Raw genomic sequence first — 20,893 nt, forward strand, 5'->3', positions numbered from 1 at the left:
GGCTCTTCTGGCCGGACGAAACGCTCGCACAAGTTTCGATTTCTATTTTCGCCGCATAGCACAAAGCCATCAGGTCTTTGACGAATCGTGCGAGAACAGAATGAATCTGTTAAATCAATTAGTTCCCCTGCTTCGGAATCTTCAGAATCTCGGGAGAACGCGGCTGATGATCCTGGGGGGCGTGGGCGCCGTGTCCATGCTGCTGATCCTTTTTGCAGCCCTCTATGTCAACAAGCCCGCACAGGAGACGCTGTATGTCGGCCTGGATGCGACTGATCTCAACCAGATCAGCATCGCGCTCGCAGAAGCCAAGATCAATTTCCAGGTCGGCACGGATGGCACCAGCCTGACCGTTCCGGCAGGCATGACCGGCAAGGCCCGTGCGCTTCTCGCCGAGCGCGGCCTGCCCAGTAGCGGCAAGGCCGGTTATGAGCTCTTCGACAATGTCGGTTCGCTCGGTCTGACCTCCTTCATGCAGGAAGTCACCCGCGTCCGCGCTCTTGAGGGCGAAATCAGCCGCACTATCACCTCGATCGCCGGCATCAGTGCCGCACGCGTCCACATCGTCATGCAGGATGTCGGCAACTTCCGGAAGGCGGATCAGAAACCGACGGCATCCGTCATGATCCGTGCGAGCGCGGAAGCTGCCCGCAAATCGGCTTCGGCTATCCGCCACCTCGTCGCGTCAGCCGTTCCCGGCCTGGAGGTCGATGATGTTACGATCCTCGACTCCACGGGCCAGTTGCTCGCATCGGGTGACGATCCCGGCAACGGCGCTCTCAGCCGCAATCTCGGCATCGTGCAGAACGTGCAGAGCGAAGTCGAATCCAACATCGACAAGGCCTTGGCGCCCTTCCTCGGCATGGACAATTTCCGCTCCAGCGTGACGGCACAGCTGAATACCGACAGCCAGCAGGTGCAGGAAACCACCTATGATCCGGACTCGAAGGTCGAGCGCTCCGTCCGCACCGTGAAGGAAGCGCAGAAGTCGCAGCAGAGCCAGCCCGACAGCGCCGCGACCGTGGAGCAGAATATTCCGCAGGCGGCCCCGCAATCCGGCGGCAACACGCCGACGTCGAACGATCAGTCCGACAAGCGCGAGGAGCAGACCAACTACGAAATCAACAGCAAGACGACTGCGACGACCCGCACCAGCTACAAGATCGAAAAGCTGTCCGTCGCCGTGGTGGTCAACAGGGGCCGCATCGCGCAAATGGTCGGCCAGGGCGCCGATCAGGCCAAGATCGATGCCTATATTGCGGAGATGCAGAAGATCGTCGCAACGGCAGCAGGCGTCGATCCGGCCCGCGGCGACATCGTCACCGTCAATGCCATGGACTTCCTCGACAACCAGCTGCTTGAGGACACGTCTTCCGGCTTCAGCATTACCGACATGCTGAGCCGCAACATGGCCGGCATCATCAACTCGCTGGCCTTCGTCGCGGTCGCTTTCCTGATCGTCTGGATGGGTTTCCGCCCGCTGATCCGCTCGCTCGGCGGTTCGTCCAGCAGCACGGCGCTTCCGGAAGCGGCGGGCCTGGAACTGCCGGATTTCGCGCCGGCAGTCGGCGGCCCCGGCGCCGCCCTGATGGACGGCTTCGGATCGGACTTCGGCTTCGACAGCACCGACGACCTGCTGACGATGGGCGACGACGGCGGCACCTTCAACCGCCGCGTCAAGGAAGGGCCGGAGCGCCGCCTGTCCCGTATGGTGGAAATCAGCGAGGAACGCGCTGCAAAGATCCTCAGAAAATGGGCTGTCGACCAGGCGGCCTGACAAAAGGACCGGGAAATTTCCCGGTCCTTTTTCTTATCCATTGGTCAGCATTTGAGCTTGCGTCACTGTCGATGCCACCTGTGATCAATTAGTCGCTGCCAAACGAATTGACGTGTTCGTAAGATGGAATTTCAATGGATATACGGTTGCTGGGTATAAAGAATCGACTTACAAATACTGTATCTATTGCGTAATAGCTGTGTATTCCGAACGAATCGATCATCGTTTTCCGCGTTTCGCGTGTTTTAAGTTTGTAGATTCCGGAGCGGGAAAATTAGCTCATGGTTCGTAGATCGTGCTTGCGGCAATGCGTGTCGGTGCGATCACGGGTGTCGAATTCGGGGATGAGACATGTGCTCATCCGTCCGCATCCGCCGGAAGAGTTTGTGTCGCGGTAGAGAAAGATCCGGCTTCGGTGCCTCGTCGAGATTCGCTGTCGGTTCTCTGAGGTGAAGGGATTGGGTTCTGACGGAACAATGCTCTCGTTGACGACCGATCGTCCAACAGCGGCAGGAAATGCAAGTATGGACATGCAGATATCGCAGATAAGCAAAGGCGATAGGGACGCGCGATCGATCGCGTCCGCCGGAGCTATGTCGCGCGAGCAGCTCATTCTGCAGCTGAATGCCGTTTCAGGCCCCGCCTACCTCCAAGCCGGCCTTCACGCCCTGACGAGCTATGCCGGTGCGTCCCATTATCTTCTTGTCCGGTCCGATCTCGTCCAGGAAAGCGGCCTCGACTTCGTCATTTCCTCCAATTGGCCCTTCGATCTCGTCCGGCGCCTGGCGACGGAGCTGACGAGTGGTTACGGCCGCATCGGCGAGCTGGAAAAGTGCTTGGCGCTATTTCAGCCGAGCCTCGCGCTGCTTCCGGATGATGTCTCGCTGCCTGACGGTGTAGGCAGGCAATATCATGCCTTGACGTTCAATGTCGGTCGCACCCGCTTCTCATTGCTGTTGCTGGCGAGTGAAGCGGCAGTGCTTTTGCCCGAGCGGTTGAGGGATGTCGGTCTCTTGGCCGGCTATCTCGCCAGTTCTACGCGTTGCTTCGAGGGCAAGCTGGAGCGTGATTTCGATCTGACCGAGCGCGAGCTGGAATGCCTGTTCTGGATCGCCGAAGGCAAGACGAGCGATGAGATCGCTATGATCCTCGGGATCTCGCGCAACACCATCAACAACTATATCACCAGCGTCATGCGCAAGACCGCCACCAAGACCCGCTCGGAGGCCATCGCCTTTGCAGTGCGCAACAATCTCGTTTAAGGGCCGACCGGATGCGCTATCAGCCAGACAGGACGACGGATATGCCGGGCGAATCACGGCTTACCCGTTCCGGGCGGATTTCCGGCCGCTCCGATCTGTTCCCGAAGCTGGTGTCGATGCAAAAGCTTATCGACGCGCAGCATTTTGCCGTTTATCGCCTGCACGGCTCCGGCCTGCCGCACAAGCAGCGCCTGGTGTGCGAACTCGATAATTGGGGCTCGGCCAACTCCGTCGTCGGCAAATCCTTTGTTGAGGCCTATGGCGAAGCGCTGATCGAGCATATCGACAAGTCGCTGCTGCCGCTGATGTGGAACGGTCGCGACAGCGACAGCACCGCCGAGACGCCGGATTTTGCCGTATTCACGCAGCGCCTGAAGCCGCATCTCCTGCCTTTTGCCGGCGCCGCCTTTCCCGTGCGGCTGGGCGCCGTCGGCAACGGCTACACCGTCTTCACGGCCAAGTTCATGGATCTTTCGAGCGATATGATCGTGGAGCTGCACGGCCGTAGTTGCCAGATCATGATAGAGCTCCTGTCACTGGATGAGCGCCGCTCACAGGCCGCCGAAGCGCTGAGCGAGCGCGAAATCGCCTGCCTGCAGCTTGCCGGCGACGGGCGCATCAGCGAGGAGATTGCCGAGAAGCTTGGATTGTCGGTGCATACCGTCAATGCCTATCTTGGATCGGCAACGATCAAGCTCGACAGCGTCAACCGCATCCAGGCCATCGCGAAGGCGATCCGCTTCGGCTACATAAGCTGAGATAGCGGCGCCTTGGGCACTGCCGCAAGGCAAAATCACCTGCGCCACGTTACTGAACAAATGAATGGAGCGGCGGTCCGGTTTCTGCCGGATGCACGCCGCTCTTGCGAATCACTTTGCTGATTTTAGGAAGAGGACTTCCTCAGAATGCGTGTGCGGCCTCGCCGCGGACCACGTAACGCGCGTCCCTTAGGCTACGGGCGAGCAGGGCCGTGTTCTCGTCGGGATCGACGGAGGCCTTGTCGAAGGCAATGTGATTGATCTCGATGCCCGCATGATGCTCCGCCAGCGAAAGCTTGGCATAGATGGTGACGCCCCGCGGCTTGATCTCCAGATCGAGCGTCACTTCCGCCGGCCCGCCCCAATCGAGCTTGTAGTCGCCGCCGAGCCCGAAATTGACCGTGCCCGGAAGAAAATAGAGCTCGGCGGCCGAGGCAACGAGGTCGGCGAGATTGCCATATCGTTCGAAGCGCAGCAGCGAGATCAGATCGGCGGCATCGAGGAGACGGAGTTCGCTTGCGACCGGGCTGATGGCTTCGGCTAGTATTTGTTCACGCTGGGCAGAGTAGGGGCATTTTTTCATTTGGTTTATCGTACCCGTTTTCTATTCGACTGCGCGGCATAGATCCGATGGATGAGTTCTGCGACAGCCTTGTAAAATACTGACGGTATGACGCTATCAACCGAGACTTGCGCAAACATGGAGCGCGCGAGCGGCGGGTCTTCGAAAACGGGAATATTGTTTGCCTCGGCTATCTCCCTGATTTTCAAGGCAATCAGATCCTGACCTTTGGCGACGACGACAGGGGCGTCGTTTTCCTCGCGCACATAGCGCAGCGCGACGGCGAAGTGAGTCGGGTTGGCGATGACGAGGGTGGCGCGTGGCACCTGCTTCATCATGCGTCGACGGGCGCGGTCGCGCGCGATCGAGCGTTGGCGAGACTTGACGATCGGGTCACCCTGCGACTGCTTGTGCTCGTCCTTGATCTCCTGCTTCGTCATCTTCAATTGGTCAAACCAGTGGTGCCGGCTCCACAACAGGTCGGCAACGCCGACGACCACGGTCGCCATCAGCACGATGACCAGGATACGCTGAACGATCGTCGACAGACGCACGAAGATGGTCTGCGGATCCGACACCATCGAATCGATCGCATGGAAATATTGGCTACGCAGGACGAAAAACATGACGATGCTGACAAGCACGATTTTTGCCAGGGATTTGCCGAACTCCACCATGCCGGTCGCGCTGAAAATGCGCGTGAAACCTTTCGCCGGCGATATGCGCGAAAACTGTGGTCGGATGCGTTCGAGAACGGGGGTCGGCAGGTTCTGGAAGATCGAGGCGCCGATGCCGAAGGTGAAGAAGAGCACCACGGCCGGCAGCACCATGTTGCCGATTTCCCAGCCTATGCGCGTAAACAGCGAGATGGCGTCGGGACCTGTCTCCAGCTGCCATTGATCCGGCTTTTCGAAGAGATCGCGCAGAACCTCGCCCATGCGGCCCATGCGCTCGGGCAGAAAGAAGGTGACGTAGATGACAGTCGCGAGCATGGAAGCAAAGAGCGTTGCTTCCCTGGAGTGGGGGACATTGCCCTTCTCGATCGTATCGCGGAGTTTTTTCTCCGTCGGTTTTTCTGTTTTACTGTCCTTGTCTTCGTCAGCCAAAGCAGCCGCCCTTTGCGAAACGGAAAGAGGCCGCGCATCATGCGCGGCCCGTAGCTTGTCAGTCTATGACGTTTTAGCTGAGTCGCGCCGCGCTTATGCGGCTTCTTCCACAGGCGTATTTTCCTTCGCCTTGAGCTCGATCTGGCCGGAGTTGGCCAGACGAATGGCTTCCTGGGCGATGGCACGCCGGGCAATCGCGATTTCGCGCGGATTGATGCCGGTATTGCCCATCTGCAGGTCGGATTCGATCATGCGGCGCTGACGCGGGCTGATCGAGGACAGCACGATCTCGCGAATCTCGTTGCCGGATCCCCGCAGCGCCATCGTCAGGATGTCGGCGGCGATGTCGTTGAGCAGCAGGACGCGGCTCGGCTGCGGCATGCGGGTGAGATCGTCGAAGAGGAAGATCTTCGGGCGAACCTTCTCGACCGATTCCTTGTTGATCGTCTCGAGCGAGCTCAGCAGCGTATCGACCACTGGCTTGTCGAGTTCGTTCATCAGATCGGCAACCTTCGTGGAACCGGAGGCGTTGCGTTCGGCGTCGATCTCCGCCATCAGCCCGAGCACGCGGTTCTCGATGATCTGGGCAGCCTTCGGGCTCACATCCTTGATGTTGACCGTGCGGTTCATGATGTCGGCACGCTGGGCTTCGGGAAGCTGCAGCAGGATCTTCGCGCCGAAGGCCGAAGGCATCATGGAAAGCACATAGGCGATCGTCTGCGGATGCTCGCGCAGGAAGAACTTGGCGACGAAGGCCGGATCGGCTTCGCCGAGACGATCCCAGATGGACGTCTCGTAGGCCTGGAAGGCGGTGCGGCGGCCGAGCAGGCTGTCGACCTCATCCGGTGTCAGACCCTCTTCGAGAATGCTCTCGATGGCCTTGGCATTGTCCATGAGGCCGGCGCCCTCGGTAAAGAGGTCTTCGAATTCCGCCACCAGCTGCGCCAGTTCGTCCGGCGGAATGAGCCGCAGTGATTGCGCCGAGGCGATAATCATCTGCAACTCGTTCTGCGTGAAGTATTTCAGCAGCCGTCCTGCCACTTGCTTTCCCATGGCGAGAAGGACGGCGGCTGCCTTTTCAGTCTGAGATAACGGTTTCTCGGCGATTGCGCCGCTGAAATCGTCAAAGTCCATCATGGTCTTCGTCTCCGTCCCGCAAGGGGGAGTGGGCTCATCCTGAGCCGGGTTCAGCTTTTCTTCGCGTTATAAATTTCAGTGAGCTTGATGCCGAATCTGGTGTCGTCATGTTCCAGAACGGTAATCTCGCCCCGGCCGATCTTTCGGCCGTTCACAGTAATTTCGACCGGTTCGCCGATCTTCTTGTCGAGCGCGATGATTGCGCCCTCGGCCAGGTTCATCAGGCCGGACACCTGCATGCGGCTGCTGCCGAGCACGATCTGGACGTCGATCGGGATATCCATGATCAGGTCGAGATTGGCGGTCAGCGCGCTGCCGGGGGCAGCCGGTGCCGCGGAAGCGCCGCCGAACTCGCCGTCATCGAAGGCCAGAGCGGAATCGTCGTCGCCGAAATCGCCGAAGGTGGAAAGATCCGTGCCTGTTTGCGCGCCGAATGCGTCGGCTTCAAAGTCAGGCAGGCCGCCGTCGTTATCTTTCTTCAGGACGCCGCGCAGACCATCGATGGCCTCGTCCAAGGCGGCGTCGCTGTTTGAAATCTCCAGCGATTCCTCGCTGCTTTGCTGTGTCGTCTTCGTAGCCATGAAATCATTATTCCAGTTGAAACTTGCCTCAAGCTGCCGTGTGCGGGATCACGCGCCAGCCGATCAATTCATCAAGTGTCTGAGAAGCTCGTCGTCGGAATTGACGTTGTCCTTGACGCGCACCGTATAATTTTCGCCAGAGCGGCCGAATTCGCAGATGTAAAGGTCTTTGCTGTTGGCGCTGACTTCAACGCGGACATCGCCGGTGTCCATGAAGGGAATGATATCGCCGACCGCGAGCTTGGAAATGGTGTCGAGCGTCAGCGATTCGAGCCGGATTCGCGCCTCGAGCGTCACCTGCGAGCGGCGGACCTGCTCGCTGAGCTGCTCCGACCATGCCTGGGAGGCGGCGGTCGGATTCTTGGCGCGCGGGGCACTGACGACCGTGCGCAGCAGATCGCGCTGCGGCACAATGATGACGATCTGGGAAAGCGATTTGCCGAGCGCGATCGTCATCGCGATCGCGGCGGCGAAGTCATTGCCATCATCGCCGATAGCCGCCGGCCGGTCCTCGATATTGTAGGGTGGGTCGAGATAAGGTTCGAAGCCGCCGGATGCATTGACTGCCGAGCGAAGCACCTTGGCGATCTTTTCGAAGACCATGACCGACAGATCGAGCTCGATCACCGAAAGCGGCCGTGCGACGGTTGCTTCCATGTCTTCTGCGCGTGCACCCAGCATATGCTCCATCAGCGTCATGATGAAGCCGGCGCCGCAGCCGAGAATGAACTTGGGAGCCCAGTTGCGCAGTGAGCCGTTGACCAGGGCGTGGCTGCCGCCAAGCCCGGCGACCAGCTCGTTTATCGAGCCGGACTGACAGCCGGCATAGGCGATGTTGATATCCAGGCCCGTTTCGCTCTTGATGACATCGGGCAGGAATTCGGCATAGACCTGGGCGAAGGCGGTGCCGAGTTTCGCAAGCGTCGCCTGATCGCCGAGATTGCCTGTGAGCTTGGCAAAAAGGGTGCGGTCCATCGTCTGTGCCCTGTGCGCGGATTGCTGGCTCATGATCGTCAGGCTGCCTTGCTTTCACCGCCGGGGTTCATCATTTCCTGCTCGACGGCGTCGATCGAGGGGCGCTCATAGGAGGAGATGGTCTTGCGGCCGTATTCGAGTGCCACCTGCGGCACCGATCCGTTCATGTAGGCAAGCAGCGTCTGCTTCACGATGACGTAGAGGCGATGCTGCTTGTTGCGCACGACCTTGATCTGGGAAACCAGCGGTGCGCAGACCGAATAGGACAGGATGATGCCGAGGAAGGTGCCGACCAGCGCCGAACCGATGAGATGGCCCAGCACCTCGGGTGATTCGTTGATGTGGCTCATGGCCTTGATGACGCCGAGAACGGCGGCGACGATACCGATCGCGGGGAAGGAATCGCCCATGATCGTGATCGAATGATAGGGCTTCATCTTGTCGTGCTGCATCGTCTCGAGCTCTTCGTCCATCAGCGCCTCGATCTCGTGCGAGCGGGCGTTGCCGATGATGATGAGGCGGACATAATCGCAGATGAAGGCCGTCAGATCCTTGTTCTTCAGAACCGTCGGAGCGGCCTTGAAGATCGTCGATTCGTCGGGATTGTCGATATGGGCTTCGATCTCGTTGCGCGACTTGGTGCGCAGATCGCGCATCAGGGCATAGAGCACGCCGAGCGTGTCGAGATAGTCGCGCTCCTTGGGAACAGCATGGCGGAAGGCTTCTCCGAGCGCCTTGCCCGAATCCTTCACCACCTTCATCGGATTGGCCATGATGAAGCCGCCGAGACCGGCGCCTGCGATAATGACAAATTCGAAGGGCTGGAACAGCGCGCCTACGTCTCCGCCCATAGCCATGAAGCTGCCTATGATGCAGCCGCAGGTCACTACAAATCCGATAATAATATTCATCGTCGGTCCACACCTGAACGTTGCTTCATACGATGAACTAGGGGAGCTGCCTTGCGTGAGGCTGTTCGTTGGGTCTCCGAACATCCTTTTTGCCTTGTCAGCTTCGCACAAGCCAAGCCCTGCAGGATGGCGGGTAAGGGCATCCATGCCCCGCTAACGAAATGTAGGAGCGCCCGCAGCGTTTCCTTTCCCGTTATTCTCCAATGTCCGGAGGGCGTTGAAAATGCAGTCTGGTATTTATGTCGCGCTGTCGTCCCAGATGGCGCTCGAGCGGCGTCTGACGACGATCGCCGACAATTTGGCCAACGTGAATACGACGGGCTTCCGTGGTACCGAGGTCAAGTTCGATCAGGTCCTCAGCAATACGCAAAACAAGCTCAACGCCAAGGTCGCCTTCGTCTCGCAGGGCAACGACTATCTCTCCACCGACAATGGCGAACTTCAGAATACCGGCAATCTCTTCGATTTCGCCGTCAAGGGCGACGCCTATTTCGGCATGAACACGCCGGCCGGCCTGGTGTTGACGCGCGACGGTCGCTTCACCATGACCGAAAGCGGCGCGCTGGTTTCCACGCGTGGCTTCCCGGTCCTCGATCCCGGCGGTGCGCCGATCCAGCTCGACCCCGCCGGCGGTCCGCCGAGCGTCGCGTCGAACGGGACTATCACGCAGAACGGCCGCCGCATGGGCCAGATTGGCCTCTATAGCGCCGATGTCAGCAAGGGCTTCCTGCGCTACGAAAACAGCGGCATCCTGCCGACCGATACGCCACAGGCTGTCATCGACCGCTCGAATATCGGCATCGCCCAGGGCTATCTTGAAAACTCCAACGTCAACGGCATGCGGGAAATGACCAATCTGATCGAGGTCAGCCGCGCCTTCGATAATATCAGCACGCTCACCAGCAGCAGTGAAGGCACGCTCACCGACGCCATCAAGACCCTCGGCGGTAGCCAGTAAAGAGACTGATGATGGTCGAGGATCGGTTGCCGGAAGGCGCGTTGTCGCCGAAGCTTTCGCATATGGCCCTTCTGGCCGGCCAGTATGCGATGGCGGAGAATGCCGTGGCCCATGGCGGCCATGTGCGCACCATCGCTGCCGGCCACTATACCGTTGCCGGCCTTTCCAGACAGGTGCGCCTCGGCGATTTCGTCGCGCATCGGTCGCCGACGGGCGTCCACCTCGGCGAAGTCGTCCGCGTCGAACCGGAACTCACCTATGTCTGTCCGATCGAGCCGGGCGAACCGATCGGCATCCAGGACACCATCATCCGCAAGGGCGCCTTTCGCATCGCGCCCGATGACAGCTGGTGCGGCCGTACGATCAACTCGCTCGGCGAGCCGATCGATGGGCTGGGGCCGCTGACCGCGGGTCTTGAAGCGCGCTCGATCTCCAACACGGCCCCGCCGTCGATGACGCGAAAGCGCGTCGAGACCGGGTTCAAGACCGGCGTCCGTGCCATCGATATCTTCTCGCCGCTCTGCCTTGGTCAGCGCCTCGGCATCTTCGCCGGCTCCGGCGTCGGCAAATCGACGCTGCTGTCGATGCTGGCGAGAGCCGAAGCCTTCGACAAGGTGGTGATCGCGCTCGTCGGCGAACGCGGCCGCGAAGTGCGCGAATTCATCGAGGATACGCTCGGTTCCCACATGCAGAAATCGGTGGCGGTCGTCGCGACGAGCGACGAGAGCCCGATGCTGCGTAAGATGGCACCGCTTTCGGCCATCACGATCGCCGAGCATTTCCGCGACAAGGGCGACAACGTTCTCCTGATCGTCGACAGCGTCACCCGCTTCGCCCACGCCATCCGCGAAGTGGCGACTGCCTCCGGCGAGCCGCCAATCGCACGCGGATATCCGGCTTCCGTCTTCACCGAATTGCCGCGCCTTCTCGAGCGCGCCGGTCCGGGGCCGGAGGGAACCGGAACGATCACCGCCATCATTTCCATCCTCGTCGATGGCGACAACCACAACGATCCGATCGCCGATTCCACCCGTGGCATTCTGGACGGTCACATCGTCCTGCAGCGCAGCCTTGCCGAGGAGGGGCGCTATCCGCCGATCGATCCGCTCGCATCCGTCTCGCGTCTTGCCCGAAAGGCCTGGACCTCGGATCAGGAAAAGCTGGTTTCTCGCCTGAAAGCGCTGGTGCACCGCTACGAGGAAACGCGCGATCTGCGCCTGATCGGCGGCTATCGCCAGGGCAGCGACGCCGATCTCGACATCGCCGTGCGCCAGGTGCCGATCATCTACGACATACTGAAGCAGACCCCGGGCGAAGAGCCGTCGGCGGATGCCTTCACCGATCTTGCGACGGCCCTCAGAAACGCTTCGAGCGGTGTCCCCGCCAGAGCCAAGTGATGGTCGTGCCCAGCACTACCTCGATTTTTCCTTGTCCGCAGCCTGCCGGATATCGCCGAATGTCATGCCGAAAAAGGGGCCAGAAGTGAGAGAATCCGACGCAGACGAACCGGTCGCCCCGCCGAAATCGGCGAGAAGGCGAACCGTTACGGACAAGGCTCTCGCCTTTACGGGGCTGGCGCTTGCCGGTGCCTCCGCCTTCTTTCCCTGGTACGTCTTTCTGAACCCGGACAAGTTCGGCATTCAGGTGGCCGAAGGCGATCGCACCCGCGATCTTCCGAACTGGCCTGGCCGCACCATCGTCAGCGTGTCGCCGCTCGCCATGGTCAACAAGAATCCCTCCGAGCCGAAGGATCTGCTTCCCGATCCGCTGACGACGGCGACGGTCAGCAACGCCGGCCGGGAAGATGACAAGGGGCCGCCGGCCGATCAGCAGCCGTTCCCCGGCAAGTCCGCCTTCCAGCTGCTGCATGTCGCCAATGGCCGCGCGCTGATCGAGGACGACACCGGCATGTATGTGGTCCGCGTCGGATCGCTTTTGCCCGACAACAGCCGGTTGGCCTCGATCGAACAGCGAGAGGGAAAATGGGTCATCGTCACCTCGACGGGCGATGTCTACGGCAACAATTGAGGAAAACCCGGAATCGCCTGGATTTCAGGCACTTCGAAGACTTTACAGGAACGCATTTCTCGCAAGTCCCACGCAAGATTATCCCGCTAGATTCACAGTGTAAGAACGGAGAGAAGCCCATGCAACCCATTCAGCTCTTTGACCTGGCCTCGCGGCAAGCCGAGTGGCTCCAGGTACGTCAGCAGGTTGTTGCCGGCAATATCGCCAATGCCAATACGCCGAAGTTTCACGCCAAGGATGTCACGCCGTTCCAGGCCGTTCTGGATAACCAGAACGTCGGCATGGTCCAGACAAATCCCGCGCATCTTTCGGGTAGCGAATTCAGCACGAGCGGCAACCTCAACGTGGAGGAAGCGCCGCTCAACCAGGAAATTGGTGTCCAGGAATCAGGTAACACCGTTGGCCTGGAAGACGAGCTCGCCAAGGCCGGTGAAATCAAGCGCCAGTACAGCTTGAACACCGCTCTCGTCGGCTCCTTTCATCGCATGATGTTGATGACCGTAAAACAATAGATGAAGTGAAGATGTCATGGACCCTTTATCAGCCGCATTGAAGATTGCGGGCTCCGGCCTGGAGGCTCAATCGACTCGTCTGCGTATTGTCTCCGAAAATATCGCCAACGCCCGTTCGACGGGCGACACGCCCGGTGCTGATCCCTATCGGCGCAAGACCGTAACGTTCGGTGCCGAAATGGATCGCGCCAATGGCCTGACCACGGTCGGCGTCAAGAAACTGGGCCAGGACACGGGCAAATTCGTCGAAGAATACGATCCCAGTAATCCGGCGGCCGACCAGAAGGGCTACGTCAAGATGCCCAACGTCAACATCCTCGTCGAGATGGCCGACATGCGGGAGGCCAATCGTTCATACGAGGCCAATCTGCAGACGGTCAGACAGGCCCGTGATCTGATCTCCTCCACTATTGATCTGCTGAAGAACCAATGATCGACTCGGTTAAGAATGTAGCCTCTCTTTCGGCGACCCGCGGCCTCGGCAGCATCGCCACGGATCTGACCTCCGCTGCTTCCAGCGCCCTGAATGCCTCGCCGGCCGTTGCCACGGGCGTGGATGCCGGAATGAGCTTCGCGTCCGTCATGTCGAATGTCGCGAAGGATTCCATCAACTCGCTGAAAGACGCTGAAAACGCCTCCTTCGCCGGCATCAAGGGCACGATGAGCACCCGTGAAGTCGTCGACAAGGTCATGCAGGCCGATCAGACCCTGCAGACCGCGATCGCACTGCGCGACAAGGTGGTCTCAGCGTTCCTCGATATTTCGAAGATGCAGATCTAGCGCGGGGTTCCCCGCTCTAATTAATTGATTTGGCGTGAGTTGTTCGCAGGCCGCTTCGCGGTTTCGAAGGTCCCGCCCTGGCTCGAAGGACGAAAGCATGAGAGCGCTCGCAATTGCCGCGACGGGCATGGACGCCCAGCAGACCAATCTCGAAGTGATCGCGAACAACATCGCGAACATCAATACGACGGGTTACAAGCGCTCGCGCGCCGAGTTCTCCGACCTTCTCTATCAGACCGAGCGCGCCAAGGGCATCGCCAACAGGCCGAACCAGGCAGTCGTCCCGGAAGGCGCCAATATCGGCCTCGGCGTCCAGACCGTAGCCGTACGCAACATCCAGGTCCAGGGCGAGCTATCGCAGACCCAGAACGAGCTCGATGTAGCCCTCGTCGGTCGCGGCTGGTTCCAGATCCAGATGCCCGACGGCACGACCGCATACACCCGTGCCGGCTCCTTCAACAAGAGCGACACCGGCCAGATCGTCACGCCCGATGGCAACGTATTGGAGCCGGGCATCACGATCCCGAACAATGCCAGCAGCCTCACCATCAGCCAATCCGGCCAGGTGTCGGCGATCATCGGTACGGCGACCACGCCGACCGTGCTCGGCCAGCTGCAGATCGCCAATTTCGTCAATGAAGCCGGCCTGCAGCCGATGGGCAGCAACCTCTTCACGCAGACGCCTGCCTCGGGCGATCCCGTCGTCTCCGATCCGAACCAGAACGGCTTCGCCTATCTGAAGCAAAACTATCTGGAATCGTCGAATGTCGATCCGGTCAAGGAAATCACCGATCTGATCACTGCGCAGCGTGCCTACGAGATGAATTCGAAGGTCATCACGACGGCCGACGAAATGGCGCAGATCGTCAGCAAGAACCTGAAGTAACAAGAGGGACGGGCCGAACATGAGGTTTCGCCGGATGAAAAGCTGGGCAATGGCATGGTTCGCCGCGGCGAGCCTCTCCGTCGTATTCGCTTCGGCTGCGCCTGCCGGGGCGCAGAGCGCCGATGGCGCAAGTCTCGGAACCGCCGTGGTGCCGACCGAGACGATTTATCCGGGCGATATCATCAGCAGCGGTCAGCTCGAAGAGGTCGAGGTCACCAATCCCAATCTGGCCGGCGACTATGCCAAAAGGCTTCGCGATGTCACCGGCCTGGTGTCGAAGCGCACGCTTCTTCCCGGCCGCACGATCTCGATCTCAGCACTACGCCAGCCCTATGCGGTGACCCGTGGCTCCAATGTCCGTCTTGTCATGAGCATGGGCAGCATGACGATCACGGCGGCCGGCACGCCGCTGGATGATGGCGCCGTCGGCGACAATGTCCGCGCCCGCAACATGGATTCCGGTATCATCGTCAACGGCACGGTCCTTCAAAACGGTACGATCCGCGTGGTCGCGAAATGAAACGGCTTCGTCAACTACTCGCAATTTTGTTCGCATTGCCGAGCCTGATCCTTGCTGATCCGGCTCTCGCGATGCAATCCCGCATCAAGGATATTGCGTCGCTGCAATCCGGCCGCGACAACCAGCTGATCGGCTACGGCCTGATCGTCGGTCTCCAGGGGACCGGCGACGGCCTGCGTTCTTCGCCGTTCACCGAACAGTCCATGCGCGCGATGCTGCAAAACCTCGGCATCTCGACGCAAGGCGGCCAATCCGCCGCCAAGAATACGGCGGCCGTCATGGTAACGGCGAACCTGCCGCCCTTTGCAAGCCCGGGCAGCCGCATCGACGTGACCGTCAGCTCGCTCGGCGATGCGACGTCGCTGCGCGGCGGCACGCTGATCATGACTTCTCTGAGCGGCGCCGACGGGCAGATCTATGCCGTGGCGCAGGGCTCGGTCATCGTATCCGGCTTCCAGGCGCAGGGTGCTGCCGCAACGGTGACCGAAGGTGTCACGACGGCCGGCCGCGTACCCGGCGGCGCCATCATCGAGCGCGAACTGCCGTCGCGCTTCAAGGACTCGGTCAATCTGGTCCTGCAATTGCGCAATCCGGACTTCTCCACCTCGATCCGTATCGCCGATACGGTCAATACCTGGGCGACCTCGCGTTTCGGTGCGCCGATCGCGGAAGCCAAGGATTCGCAGGAGGTGACGATCGCCAAGCCGAAGATGGCGGATCTGACGCGGCTGATGGCCGACATCGAAAATCTCAACGTCCAGACCGATACGCCGGCCAAGGTGGTCATCAACGAGCGCACCGGAACGATCGTCATCGGCGCCGATGTCCGTGTCTCGCCGGTCGCCGTCAGCTACGGAACGCTGACCGTGCAGGTCAGCGAGAATCCGCAGGTGATCCAGCCAGAACCCTTCTCCGATGGCCAGACGGCTATTCAGGACCAGACAGACATTACCGCCACCAAGAGCGGCGGTCGCGTGGCGGTGCTGGAAGGGCCTGATCTGAAGACACTGGTCTCCGGCCTCAACAATATCGGCGTCAAGCCGGACGGCATCATCGCCATTCTGCAAGGCATCAAGTCGGCCGGCGCCCTGCAAGCGGAGCTCGTCCTGCAATGATCTCTACCGCCATCGCCAGAAAAATGCTGATCACCGGTAGCCTCGCCGCGCTGTTGTCACTGACGACGGCCGCGGCGCAAGAGGCACCGAAACCGGTTGCTGACCCAGCTTCGAGCCAGGACGAGATCCGCCAGTTCTGCACCAATATCGCCGATCCGGCCCGAGACCAGCGCTATCTGCTGCAAAAGCAGGAACTGGAAAAGCTTCAGGCGGATGTCGATCAGCGCATTGCCACCATGGACAAGCGCAAGGCCGAATATGAGGATTGGCTGAAAAAGCGCGACGACTTCCTCAAGACGGCCGATCTCGGCCTGGTCGATATCTACAAGAACATGAAGCCGGATGCCGCAGCGGCAAGCCTCAACGATGTCAGGACCGTAACTGCCGCAGCCATCATCATGAAGCTTTCGCCGCGCCAGTCGAGCCTGATCCTGGCGGAAATGGATGCGAAGAAGGCGGCCATGATCACCAATATCATCGCCAGCGCATCCGACCCGAATACATCGAAGTCGAAGGACCCCTCATGAACACGCGTCTTACGGCCGCCTGCGCAATCGTCGTCTTCCTCGCCGGTTGCCAGTCGCAGGCCCTCAAGGAAATCGGCAGGGCGCCTGCCATGAGTCCGATCGGCAGCGGCTTGCAATATGCCCAGACGCCGCAGATGTCGCAGTATCCGAAGCGGCCTCATCAGGTCGCCCAGGGCTATTCGCTCTGGAACGATTCGCAGGCCGCTCTCTTCAAGGACGCACGCGCGCTCAATGTCGGCGACATACTGACCGTTACGATCCAGATCAACGACAAGGCGAATTGGGACAACGAGACCAATCGCAATCGCACGAACAAGAGCGATATGAACTGGAATATTACTGCCAAGATCTTCGGCTGGCAGCCCAGCACCAATGCCGACGCGACCTCGGGCTCCGACACCAGCACCGATAGCAAGGGCAAGATGCAGCGCTCCGAGCAGATCAACCTTCTGGTCGCAGCTGTCGTGACGGGCATTCTTGAAAACGGCAACCTGATGATCAGCGGCTCGCAGGAAGTGCGCATGAACCAGGAAATCCGTATTCTCAACGTCGCCGGCATCGTCCGGCCGCAGGACGTCACGTCCGAGAATACCATTTCATACGACAAGATTGCGGAGGCGCGCATCTCCTATGGCGGCCGAGGCCGCCTGACGGAAATACAGCAGCCACCGAGGGGGCAGCAGGCCGTCGACCTGCTCTCGCCGCTCTGATTTGACAGTGGACGGATAGGGAATATGGCAGCAGCCGCAGACGAACCGGCAAAGGGCAAGGGATCACCGCTGATCATGATGATCGTCGGGCTACTGGTGCTGAGCGTGCTCGGCGGCGGCGGCGGCTGGGTGCTGGGAACCATGGTGGCGCCGCGGATCAAACAGGCAAGCGCTGCGGTCCAGGCGGCCGCAAAGGCCGGCGGCGACAGCAAGCAGGCTGCGGCCGCCGCTCAGGCAAACGGTATCATCCCGCTCGATCCGATCACCACCAATCTGGCTTATCCCTCGCAGAGCTGGATCAGGCTGGAGCTTGCGCTGGTTTTCAAGGGGCCGCCGGACGCGCAGCTCGCCCAGGCGATCCATCAGGATATCCTCGCTTATATCCGCACGGTTTCCCTGCAGCAGATCGAAGGTGCACGGGGCCTGCAATATCTTAGGGATGACATTCAGGAGCGTGTTGACCTGCGCTCGGAAGGACGGGTATCGAAAGTTATCTTCAGAACTTTCGTGATCGAATGAGTCGATTAGCACTTGCCCTGTCTATATTCGTCATTGCTGCATTGTCGCCCGAGCTGGCGGCGGCGCAGCAATTGTCGCAGCAGCTTCCCACCGATCTGCTGAACGCGCCGGTCAACGGCTCGGTTGCCGCCTGGATCATCCGTACCTTCGGGCTCCTGACGATCCTGTCGATCGCGCCGGGTATCCTGATCATGGTGACGAGCTTTCCGCGCTTCATCATCGCGTTTTCGATCCTGCGCACCGGCATGGGTCTTGCGACGACGCCGTCGAATATGATCCTGCTGAGCCTTGCGCTCTTCATGACTTTCTACGTCATGTCGCCCACGTTCGATCAGGCCTGGAAGGATGGCGTGCAGCCGCTGCTCGCCAATCAGATTTCGGAAGGAGATGCCGTGCAGCGCATCGCCGAGCCCTTCCGGACCTTCATGTCCAACAACACACGCGACAAGGACCTGAAGCTGTTCGTCGATCTCGCGCAGGAGCGCGGCCAGACGACCGTGGTCGACAACAAGATCGACTACCGCGTCCTCATCCCGGCCTTCATGATCTCGGAAATTCGTCGCGGCTTCGAGATCGGCTTCCTTGTGGTCCTGCCGTTTCTGGTCATCGACCTGATCGTGTCGACCATCGTCATGGCGATGGGCATGATGATGCTGCCGCCGACCTCGATCTCCCTGCCGTTCAAGATTCTCTTTTTCGTGCTGATCGACGGCTGGAACCTTCTGGTCGGCAGCCTGGTCCGCTCTTTCCACTGATATTACGAGCGGAAGGCGATCATCGGAGCTCTCACCCCGATGATCGCTGAAACTTACTCGGCTGCGATTGCCGCCGAGTTCTGGTCGTCTTCCATGAACGGTTCGACGCGCGCCGGTAGTGCCGGCACGTCCATGTGATCGGGTGCAAGCCCCTGCTTGGCTCGCGCCGCCATCATCTCGAAGGCTGTCTCCAGATGCTGCGTGAAGCGTTCGGCATCGAAGAGCGGCTTGATGTAGCGATTGGCCGCCAGCGTTTCCTTGAACTGGGCGATCCGCTCCGGCTGGCCGGCGAGCTGCACCGCCATGTCTTCATAGGCCGTGGCGTCGTCTGCCACCAGTTCCGGCAGGCCGATGGCATTCAGCAGGCTTTCGCTGACGCGCGAAGCGAAATTGGTGCCCTTGATGGTGAGAACCGGCAGGCCGCCCCAGAGCTGTTCCGAAGTCGTCGTATGGCCGTTCACCGGGAAGGTGTCGAGACCGAGATCGGCAAGCTGCTGGCGGTCGATATGGTCCTCGTAGCGAATGCGGGTGGTGAAGACGACCCGCTTGCGGTTGACGCCGCGGGCTTCCAGGCGCGACCAGATATTGGCTTCCGCCCGAGGGCCGTTGCACAGCAGCCAGAGCACGCTGTTCTTGCTGCGCTTGAGAATATTGCACCATACGTCGACCATCTGCGGCGTGATCTTGCGGTTGCCGTTGAAGGAAGCGTAAACGAAAGCGCCCTCGGGCAGCCCGTGCTCCGCACGCGTCGTCGGCCGCGGCTTCGGACGGTTGAGCGGATCGTTCGGCTGGTAGCATTCGGGCAGGCGGCAATACTTTTCGTAGAAATGCGCTTTCGACTGATCCGGCAGGACGTAATGGTCGCCGATGATGTAATCGAGGTCGATGTTGACGGTTGTGCCGGGAAAGCCCAGCCAGGCGACTTGGATCGGAGCGGGCATGTAGTTGAGGATGTGGGCGCGACTTCCTTTGGTATGACCCTTGAGGTCGACGAGAATATCGATCCCATGCGCGCGGATCGCCTCTGCTGCCGCCTCGTTGGAGAGGCTACGAATGTCGACGATCGTTCCCCATTTTCTATGGTCTAACTCTTGCTCCTTCTGGGAAGCGAGATCGGAATGGTCGAAGAGCGTGATCTCGAACCGATCTTTGTCGTGCAGCTCCAGGGTCCGCTGCATCAGCTTCATCGTCGCGTGGCCAGGCCAGAAGTCGGACGAGAGATAGCCGACGCGGATTTTGTTGCTCCACGCGTGTGGCAACTTGCGCCGAGCCTCGGCATGGCCGGCGGGCAGAGGTCTGGTGTCGTGAAATGCATGCTTGTTAATGGTTTCGTCGCCACACCAATGCAGGTGGAAAAAGGGATTGTCTGGGATCACGTAGTCGAGATTGCCCTTTGCCAACGCCGCTAAGACAGGCGCCATGTGCCGGTCGACAGCCGCGAGATCGGATATCTCGCGAGCGAAGATCAGATGGAGTATGCGAGTGACGATACTGTCGGGATGTTTCTTGAACAGCGTCGCAACGAGGTGTCGGTTGCTTTCGTCATAGAGATCGTCCGTGAGGAGTTTCGCTGCTAGAAGCCGATGCTTAAGCTCCGGTCCCTCGACCAGTACCGTTTTGAAGCCCGTCAGAAGTTCTTTCTGCTGTCGGCTCAGAAAGATGCGAGCGAGGATGAAGGCAAGCTCCGGGTCCTTGAACGCCATCGGAAGGATCAGGCTTCCCACAGCAAGAGCCTGATCATCATTGCCGCATTCGTTGTGTAGCAACAGGGCTTCTCGAAGATAGTCGTCGCGCTGCGGCTTTTGTCGACCCGCCAGCTCGTAGGCGCTCGCCGCATCCGATTTGAAGCCAAGCTTGAGCAGCGTTTTTGCCAGCAGCGCATAGGTCTTGGGCGACCTGTCGACGTTCAGCAGCTCGTTCAGCGTTTCGAGAGCGCGTGTATATTGGCCCTTCTGGTAGAAGCCGGACGCTGTCACAAAGGCATTTTTCGTATTCACGAGCGAGAACTCCGAGCGATATGTTGACTGGCTCTCGCCTGAGGGTGAGGGCCGGCATCATGGATTCGCTTGATGATCCCTCACGGAGCTTGCCTGAAACCGAAGCACCGGTTGAAATTGCCTTTACGGATTCTTAGCCACGTTCCAGAGAGGCGATGTCCATCAGCCCCGGATTTAAGAAATTGGCAAGCAATGGATGCGAACTTCTTCGCGACATGACGGGTTTGGTCCTCTAGGAAAATGGATCGAGGGGCATGAAGCTGCTCCGTCATCGCCGGTATTTCCAGTCCGGTATGTCCTCCTTTTGTATCCAGTTTTCAGGGGACAACTCTATGACCAGCATTATCACCAACAATTCCGCAATGGCCGCCCTCCAGACGCTGCAGAATATCAGCGGCAATCTGCAGAACACGCAGCAGGCTGTTTCTTCCGGCCTGCGCATCTCCAAGGCTTCCGACAACGCTGCTTACTGGTCGATCGCCACCAGCATGAAGTCCGACAACAGCGCCATCGGCGC

The 20,893-nt window shown here is 60.0% G+C and carries 24 protein-coding genes; 17 read left to right on the forward strand and 7 right to left on the reverse strand.

Annotated elements, in window-relative coordinates:
- The first annotated feature begins 100 nt into the window (after positions 1-100).
- The 3 genes from fliF (at position 101) to visR (ending at position 3,797) form a co-directional block, all read left to right on the forward strand.
- A complete protein-coding gene (fliF, locus tag GA0061103_RS07395; protein WP_092709071.1) occupies positions 101-1,777 on the forward strand; it encodes a flagellar basal-body MS-ring/collar protein FliF in 1,677 nt (558 codons plus the stop codon).
- Positions 1,778-2,301: 524 nt separating this feature from the next.
- A complete protein-coding gene (visN, locus tag GA0061103_RS07400; RefSeq protein ID WP_092709073.1) occupies positions 2,302-3,039 on the forward strand; it encodes a transcriptional regulator VisN in 738 nt (245 codons plus the stop codon).
- Positions 3,040-3,050: 11 nt separating this feature from the next.
- Positions 3,051-3,797 (forward strand): transcriptional regulator VisR, encoded by a 747-nt coding sequence (gene visR, locus GA0061103_RS07405; protein ID WP_167376543.1) that lies wholly within the window; start codon positions 3,051-3,053, stop codon positions 3,795-3,797.
- 142 nt (positions 3,798-3,939) lie between these two features.
- Here the strand turns inward: visR and GA0061103_RS07410 are convergent, their stop codons facing one another.
- The 6 genes from GA0061103_RS07410 to motA form a co-directional block, all read right to left on the reverse strand.
- Positions 3,940-4,380 (reverse strand): hypothetical protein, encoded by a 441-nt coding sequence (locus GA0061103_RS07410; RefSeq protein WP_092709076.1) that lies wholly within the window; start codon positions 4,378-4,380, stop codon positions 3,940-3,942.
- 5 nt (positions 4,381-4,385) lie between these two features.
- Positions 4,386-5,465: a flagellar biosynthesis protein FlhB gene (gene flhB / locus GA0061103_RS07415; protein ID WP_092709079.1), complete on the reverse strand. Its 1,080-nt coding sequence runs from the start codon at positions 5,463-5,465 to the stop codon at positions 4,386-4,388.
- A gap of 93 nt (positions 5,466-5,558) precedes the next feature.
- A complete protein-coding gene (gene fliG / locus GA0061103_RS07420; protein WP_092709082.1) occupies positions 5,559-6,602 on the reverse strand; it encodes a flagellar motor switch protein FliG in 1,044 nt (347 codons plus the stop codon).
- A gap of 50 nt (positions 6,603-6,652) precedes the next feature.
- Positions 6,653-7,183: a flagellar motor switch protein FliN gene (gene fliN / locus GA0061103_RS07425; protein ID WP_092709085.1), complete on the reverse strand. Its 531-nt coding sequence runs from the start codon at positions 7,181-7,183 to the stop codon at positions 6,653-6,655.
- Between the two features lie 63 nt (positions 7,184-7,246).
- Positions 7,247-8,194, reverse strand: coding sequence for a FliM/FliN family flagellar motor switch protein (locus GA0061103_RS07430; protein WP_425349487.1), 948 nt, complete (start codon positions 8,192-8,194; stop codon positions 7,247-7,249).
- A 2-nt stretch (positions 8,195-8,196) separates the two neighbouring features.
- The gene (gene motA / locus GA0061103_RS07435; RefSeq protein WP_092709090.1) at positions 8,197-9,069 is read right to left on the reverse strand and encodes a flagellar motor stator protein MotA; all 873 of its coding nucleotides are present in this window, start codon (positions 9,067-9,069) and stop codon (positions 8,197-8,199) included.
- Positions 9,070-9,292: 223 nt separating this feature from the next.
- On the opposite strand from motA, the gene flgF reads away from it, so the two are divergent.
- The 13 genes from flgF to fliP all read left to right on the forward strand — a co-directional run bounded on the left by flgF (position 9,293) and on the right by fliP (position 18,379).
- Positions 9,293-10,027, forward strand: coding sequence for a flagellar basal-body rod protein FlgF (flgF, locus tag GA0061103_RS07440; protein ID WP_092709093.1), 735 nt, complete (start codon positions 9,293-9,295; stop codon positions 10,025-10,027).
- 11 nt (positions 10,028-10,038) lie between these two features.
- Entirely contained in the window at positions 10,039-11,424 is a 1,386-nt protein-coding gene (gene fliI / locus GA0061103_RS07445) for a flagellar protein export ATPase FliI (RefSeq protein WP_092711140.1), read from the forward strand.
- A gap of 85 nt (positions 11,425-11,509) precedes the next feature.
- The gene (locus GA0061103_RS07450; protein WP_092711142.1) at positions 11,510-12,055 is read left to right on the forward strand and encodes a flagellar protein; all 546 of its coding nucleotides are present in this window, start codon (positions 11,510-11,512) and stop codon (positions 12,053-12,055) included.
- A 119-nt stretch (positions 12,056-12,174) separates the two neighbouring features.
- On the forward strand, positions 12,175-12,567 hold the full coding sequence (gene flgB / locus GA0061103_RS07455) for a flagellar basal body rod protein FlgB (RefSeq protein ID WP_092709096.1): 393 nt from the start codon (positions 12,175-12,177) through the stop codon (positions 12,565-12,567).
- A 16-nt stretch (positions 12,568-12,583) separates the two neighbouring features.
- Positions 12,584-13,000, forward strand: a complete 417-nt coding sequence (flgC, locus tag GA0061103_RS07460; RefSeq protein ID WP_092709099.1) for a flagellar basal body rod protein FlgC — start codon at positions 12,584-12,586, stop codon at positions 12,998-13,000.
- Positions 12,997-13,347, forward strand: a complete 351-nt coding sequence (gene fliE, locus GA0061103_RS07465) for a flagellar hook-basal body complex protein FliE (protein ID WP_092709102.1) — start codon at positions 12,997-12,999, stop codon at positions 13,345-13,347. Before flgC ends, fliE begins: the two co-directional genes overlap by 4 nt.
- A gap of 97 nt (positions 13,348-13,444) precedes the next feature.
- Entirely contained in the window at positions 13,445-14,233 is a 789-nt protein-coding gene (gene flgG, locus GA0061103_RS07470) for a flagellar basal-body rod protein FlgG (protein ID WP_092709105.1), read from the forward strand.
- A gap of 34 nt (positions 14,234-14,267) precedes the next feature.
- Entirely contained in the window at positions 14,268-14,753 is a 486-nt protein-coding gene (flgA, locus tag GA0061103_RS07475) for a flagellar basal body P-ring formation chaperone FlgA (RefSeq protein ID WP_245304702.1), read from the forward strand.
- Positions 14,750-15,868: a flagellar basal body P-ring protein FlgI gene (locus GA0061103_RS07480; protein WP_092709111.1), complete on the forward strand. Its 1,119-nt coding sequence runs from the start codon at positions 14,750-14,752 to the stop codon at positions 15,866-15,868. Before flgA ends, GA0061103_RS07480 begins: the two co-directional genes overlap by 4 nt.
- Positions 15,865-16,395, forward strand: a complete 531-nt coding sequence (locus GA0061103_RS07485) for a MotE family protein (RefSeq protein WP_092709113.1) — start codon at positions 15,865-15,867, stop codon at positions 16,393-16,395. Before GA0061103_RS07480 ends, GA0061103_RS07485 begins: the two co-directional genes overlap by 4 nt.
- On the forward strand, positions 16,392-17,105 hold the full coding sequence (gene flgH / locus GA0061103_RS07490) for a flagellar basal body L-ring protein FlgH (RefSeq protein ID WP_092709116.1): 714 nt from the start codon (positions 16,392-16,394) through the stop codon (positions 17,103-17,105). The genes GA0061103_RS07485 and flgH overlap by 4 nt, the downstream gene beginning before the upstream one ends.
- Positions 17,106-17,129: 24 nt before the next feature.
- Positions 17,130-17,624 (forward strand): flagellar basal body-associated FliL family protein, encoded by a 495-nt coding sequence (locus GA0061103_RS07495; protein ID WP_092709119.1) that lies wholly within the window; start codon positions 17,130-17,132, stop codon positions 17,622-17,624.
- On the forward strand, positions 17,621-18,379 hold the full coding sequence (gene fliP / locus GA0061103_RS07500) for a flagellar type III secretion system pore protein FliP (RefSeq protein ID WP_069611318.1): 759 nt from the start codon (positions 17,621-17,623) through the stop codon (positions 18,377-18,379). Before GA0061103_RS07495 ends, fliP begins: the two co-directional genes overlap by 4 nt.
- Before the next feature lie 53 nt (positions 18,380-18,432).
- On the opposite strand, the gene GA0061103_RS07505 is transcribed toward fliP, so the two are convergent.
- Entirely contained in the window at positions 18,433-20,376 is a 1,944-nt protein-coding gene (locus GA0061103_RS07505; protein ID WP_092709122.1) for an O-linked N-acetylglucosamine transferase, SPINDLY family protein, read from the reverse strand.
- A 332-nt stretch (positions 20,377-20,708) separates the two neighbouring features.
- Here GA0061103_RS07505 and GA0061103_RS07510 point away from each other — a divergent pair.
- Positions 20,709-20,893 (forward strand): flagellin N-terminal helical domain-containing protein (locus GA0061103_RS07510; RefSeq protein WP_483423512.1); only part of this gene is annotated, 185 nt, incomplete at its 3' end.

Source organism: Martinezella multihospitum (assembly GCF_900094585.1).
In the GTDB taxonomy this organism is placed as follows: Bacteria; Pseudomonadota; Alphaproteobacteria; order Rhizobiales; family Rhizobiaceae; genus Rhizobium; species Rhizobium multihospitium.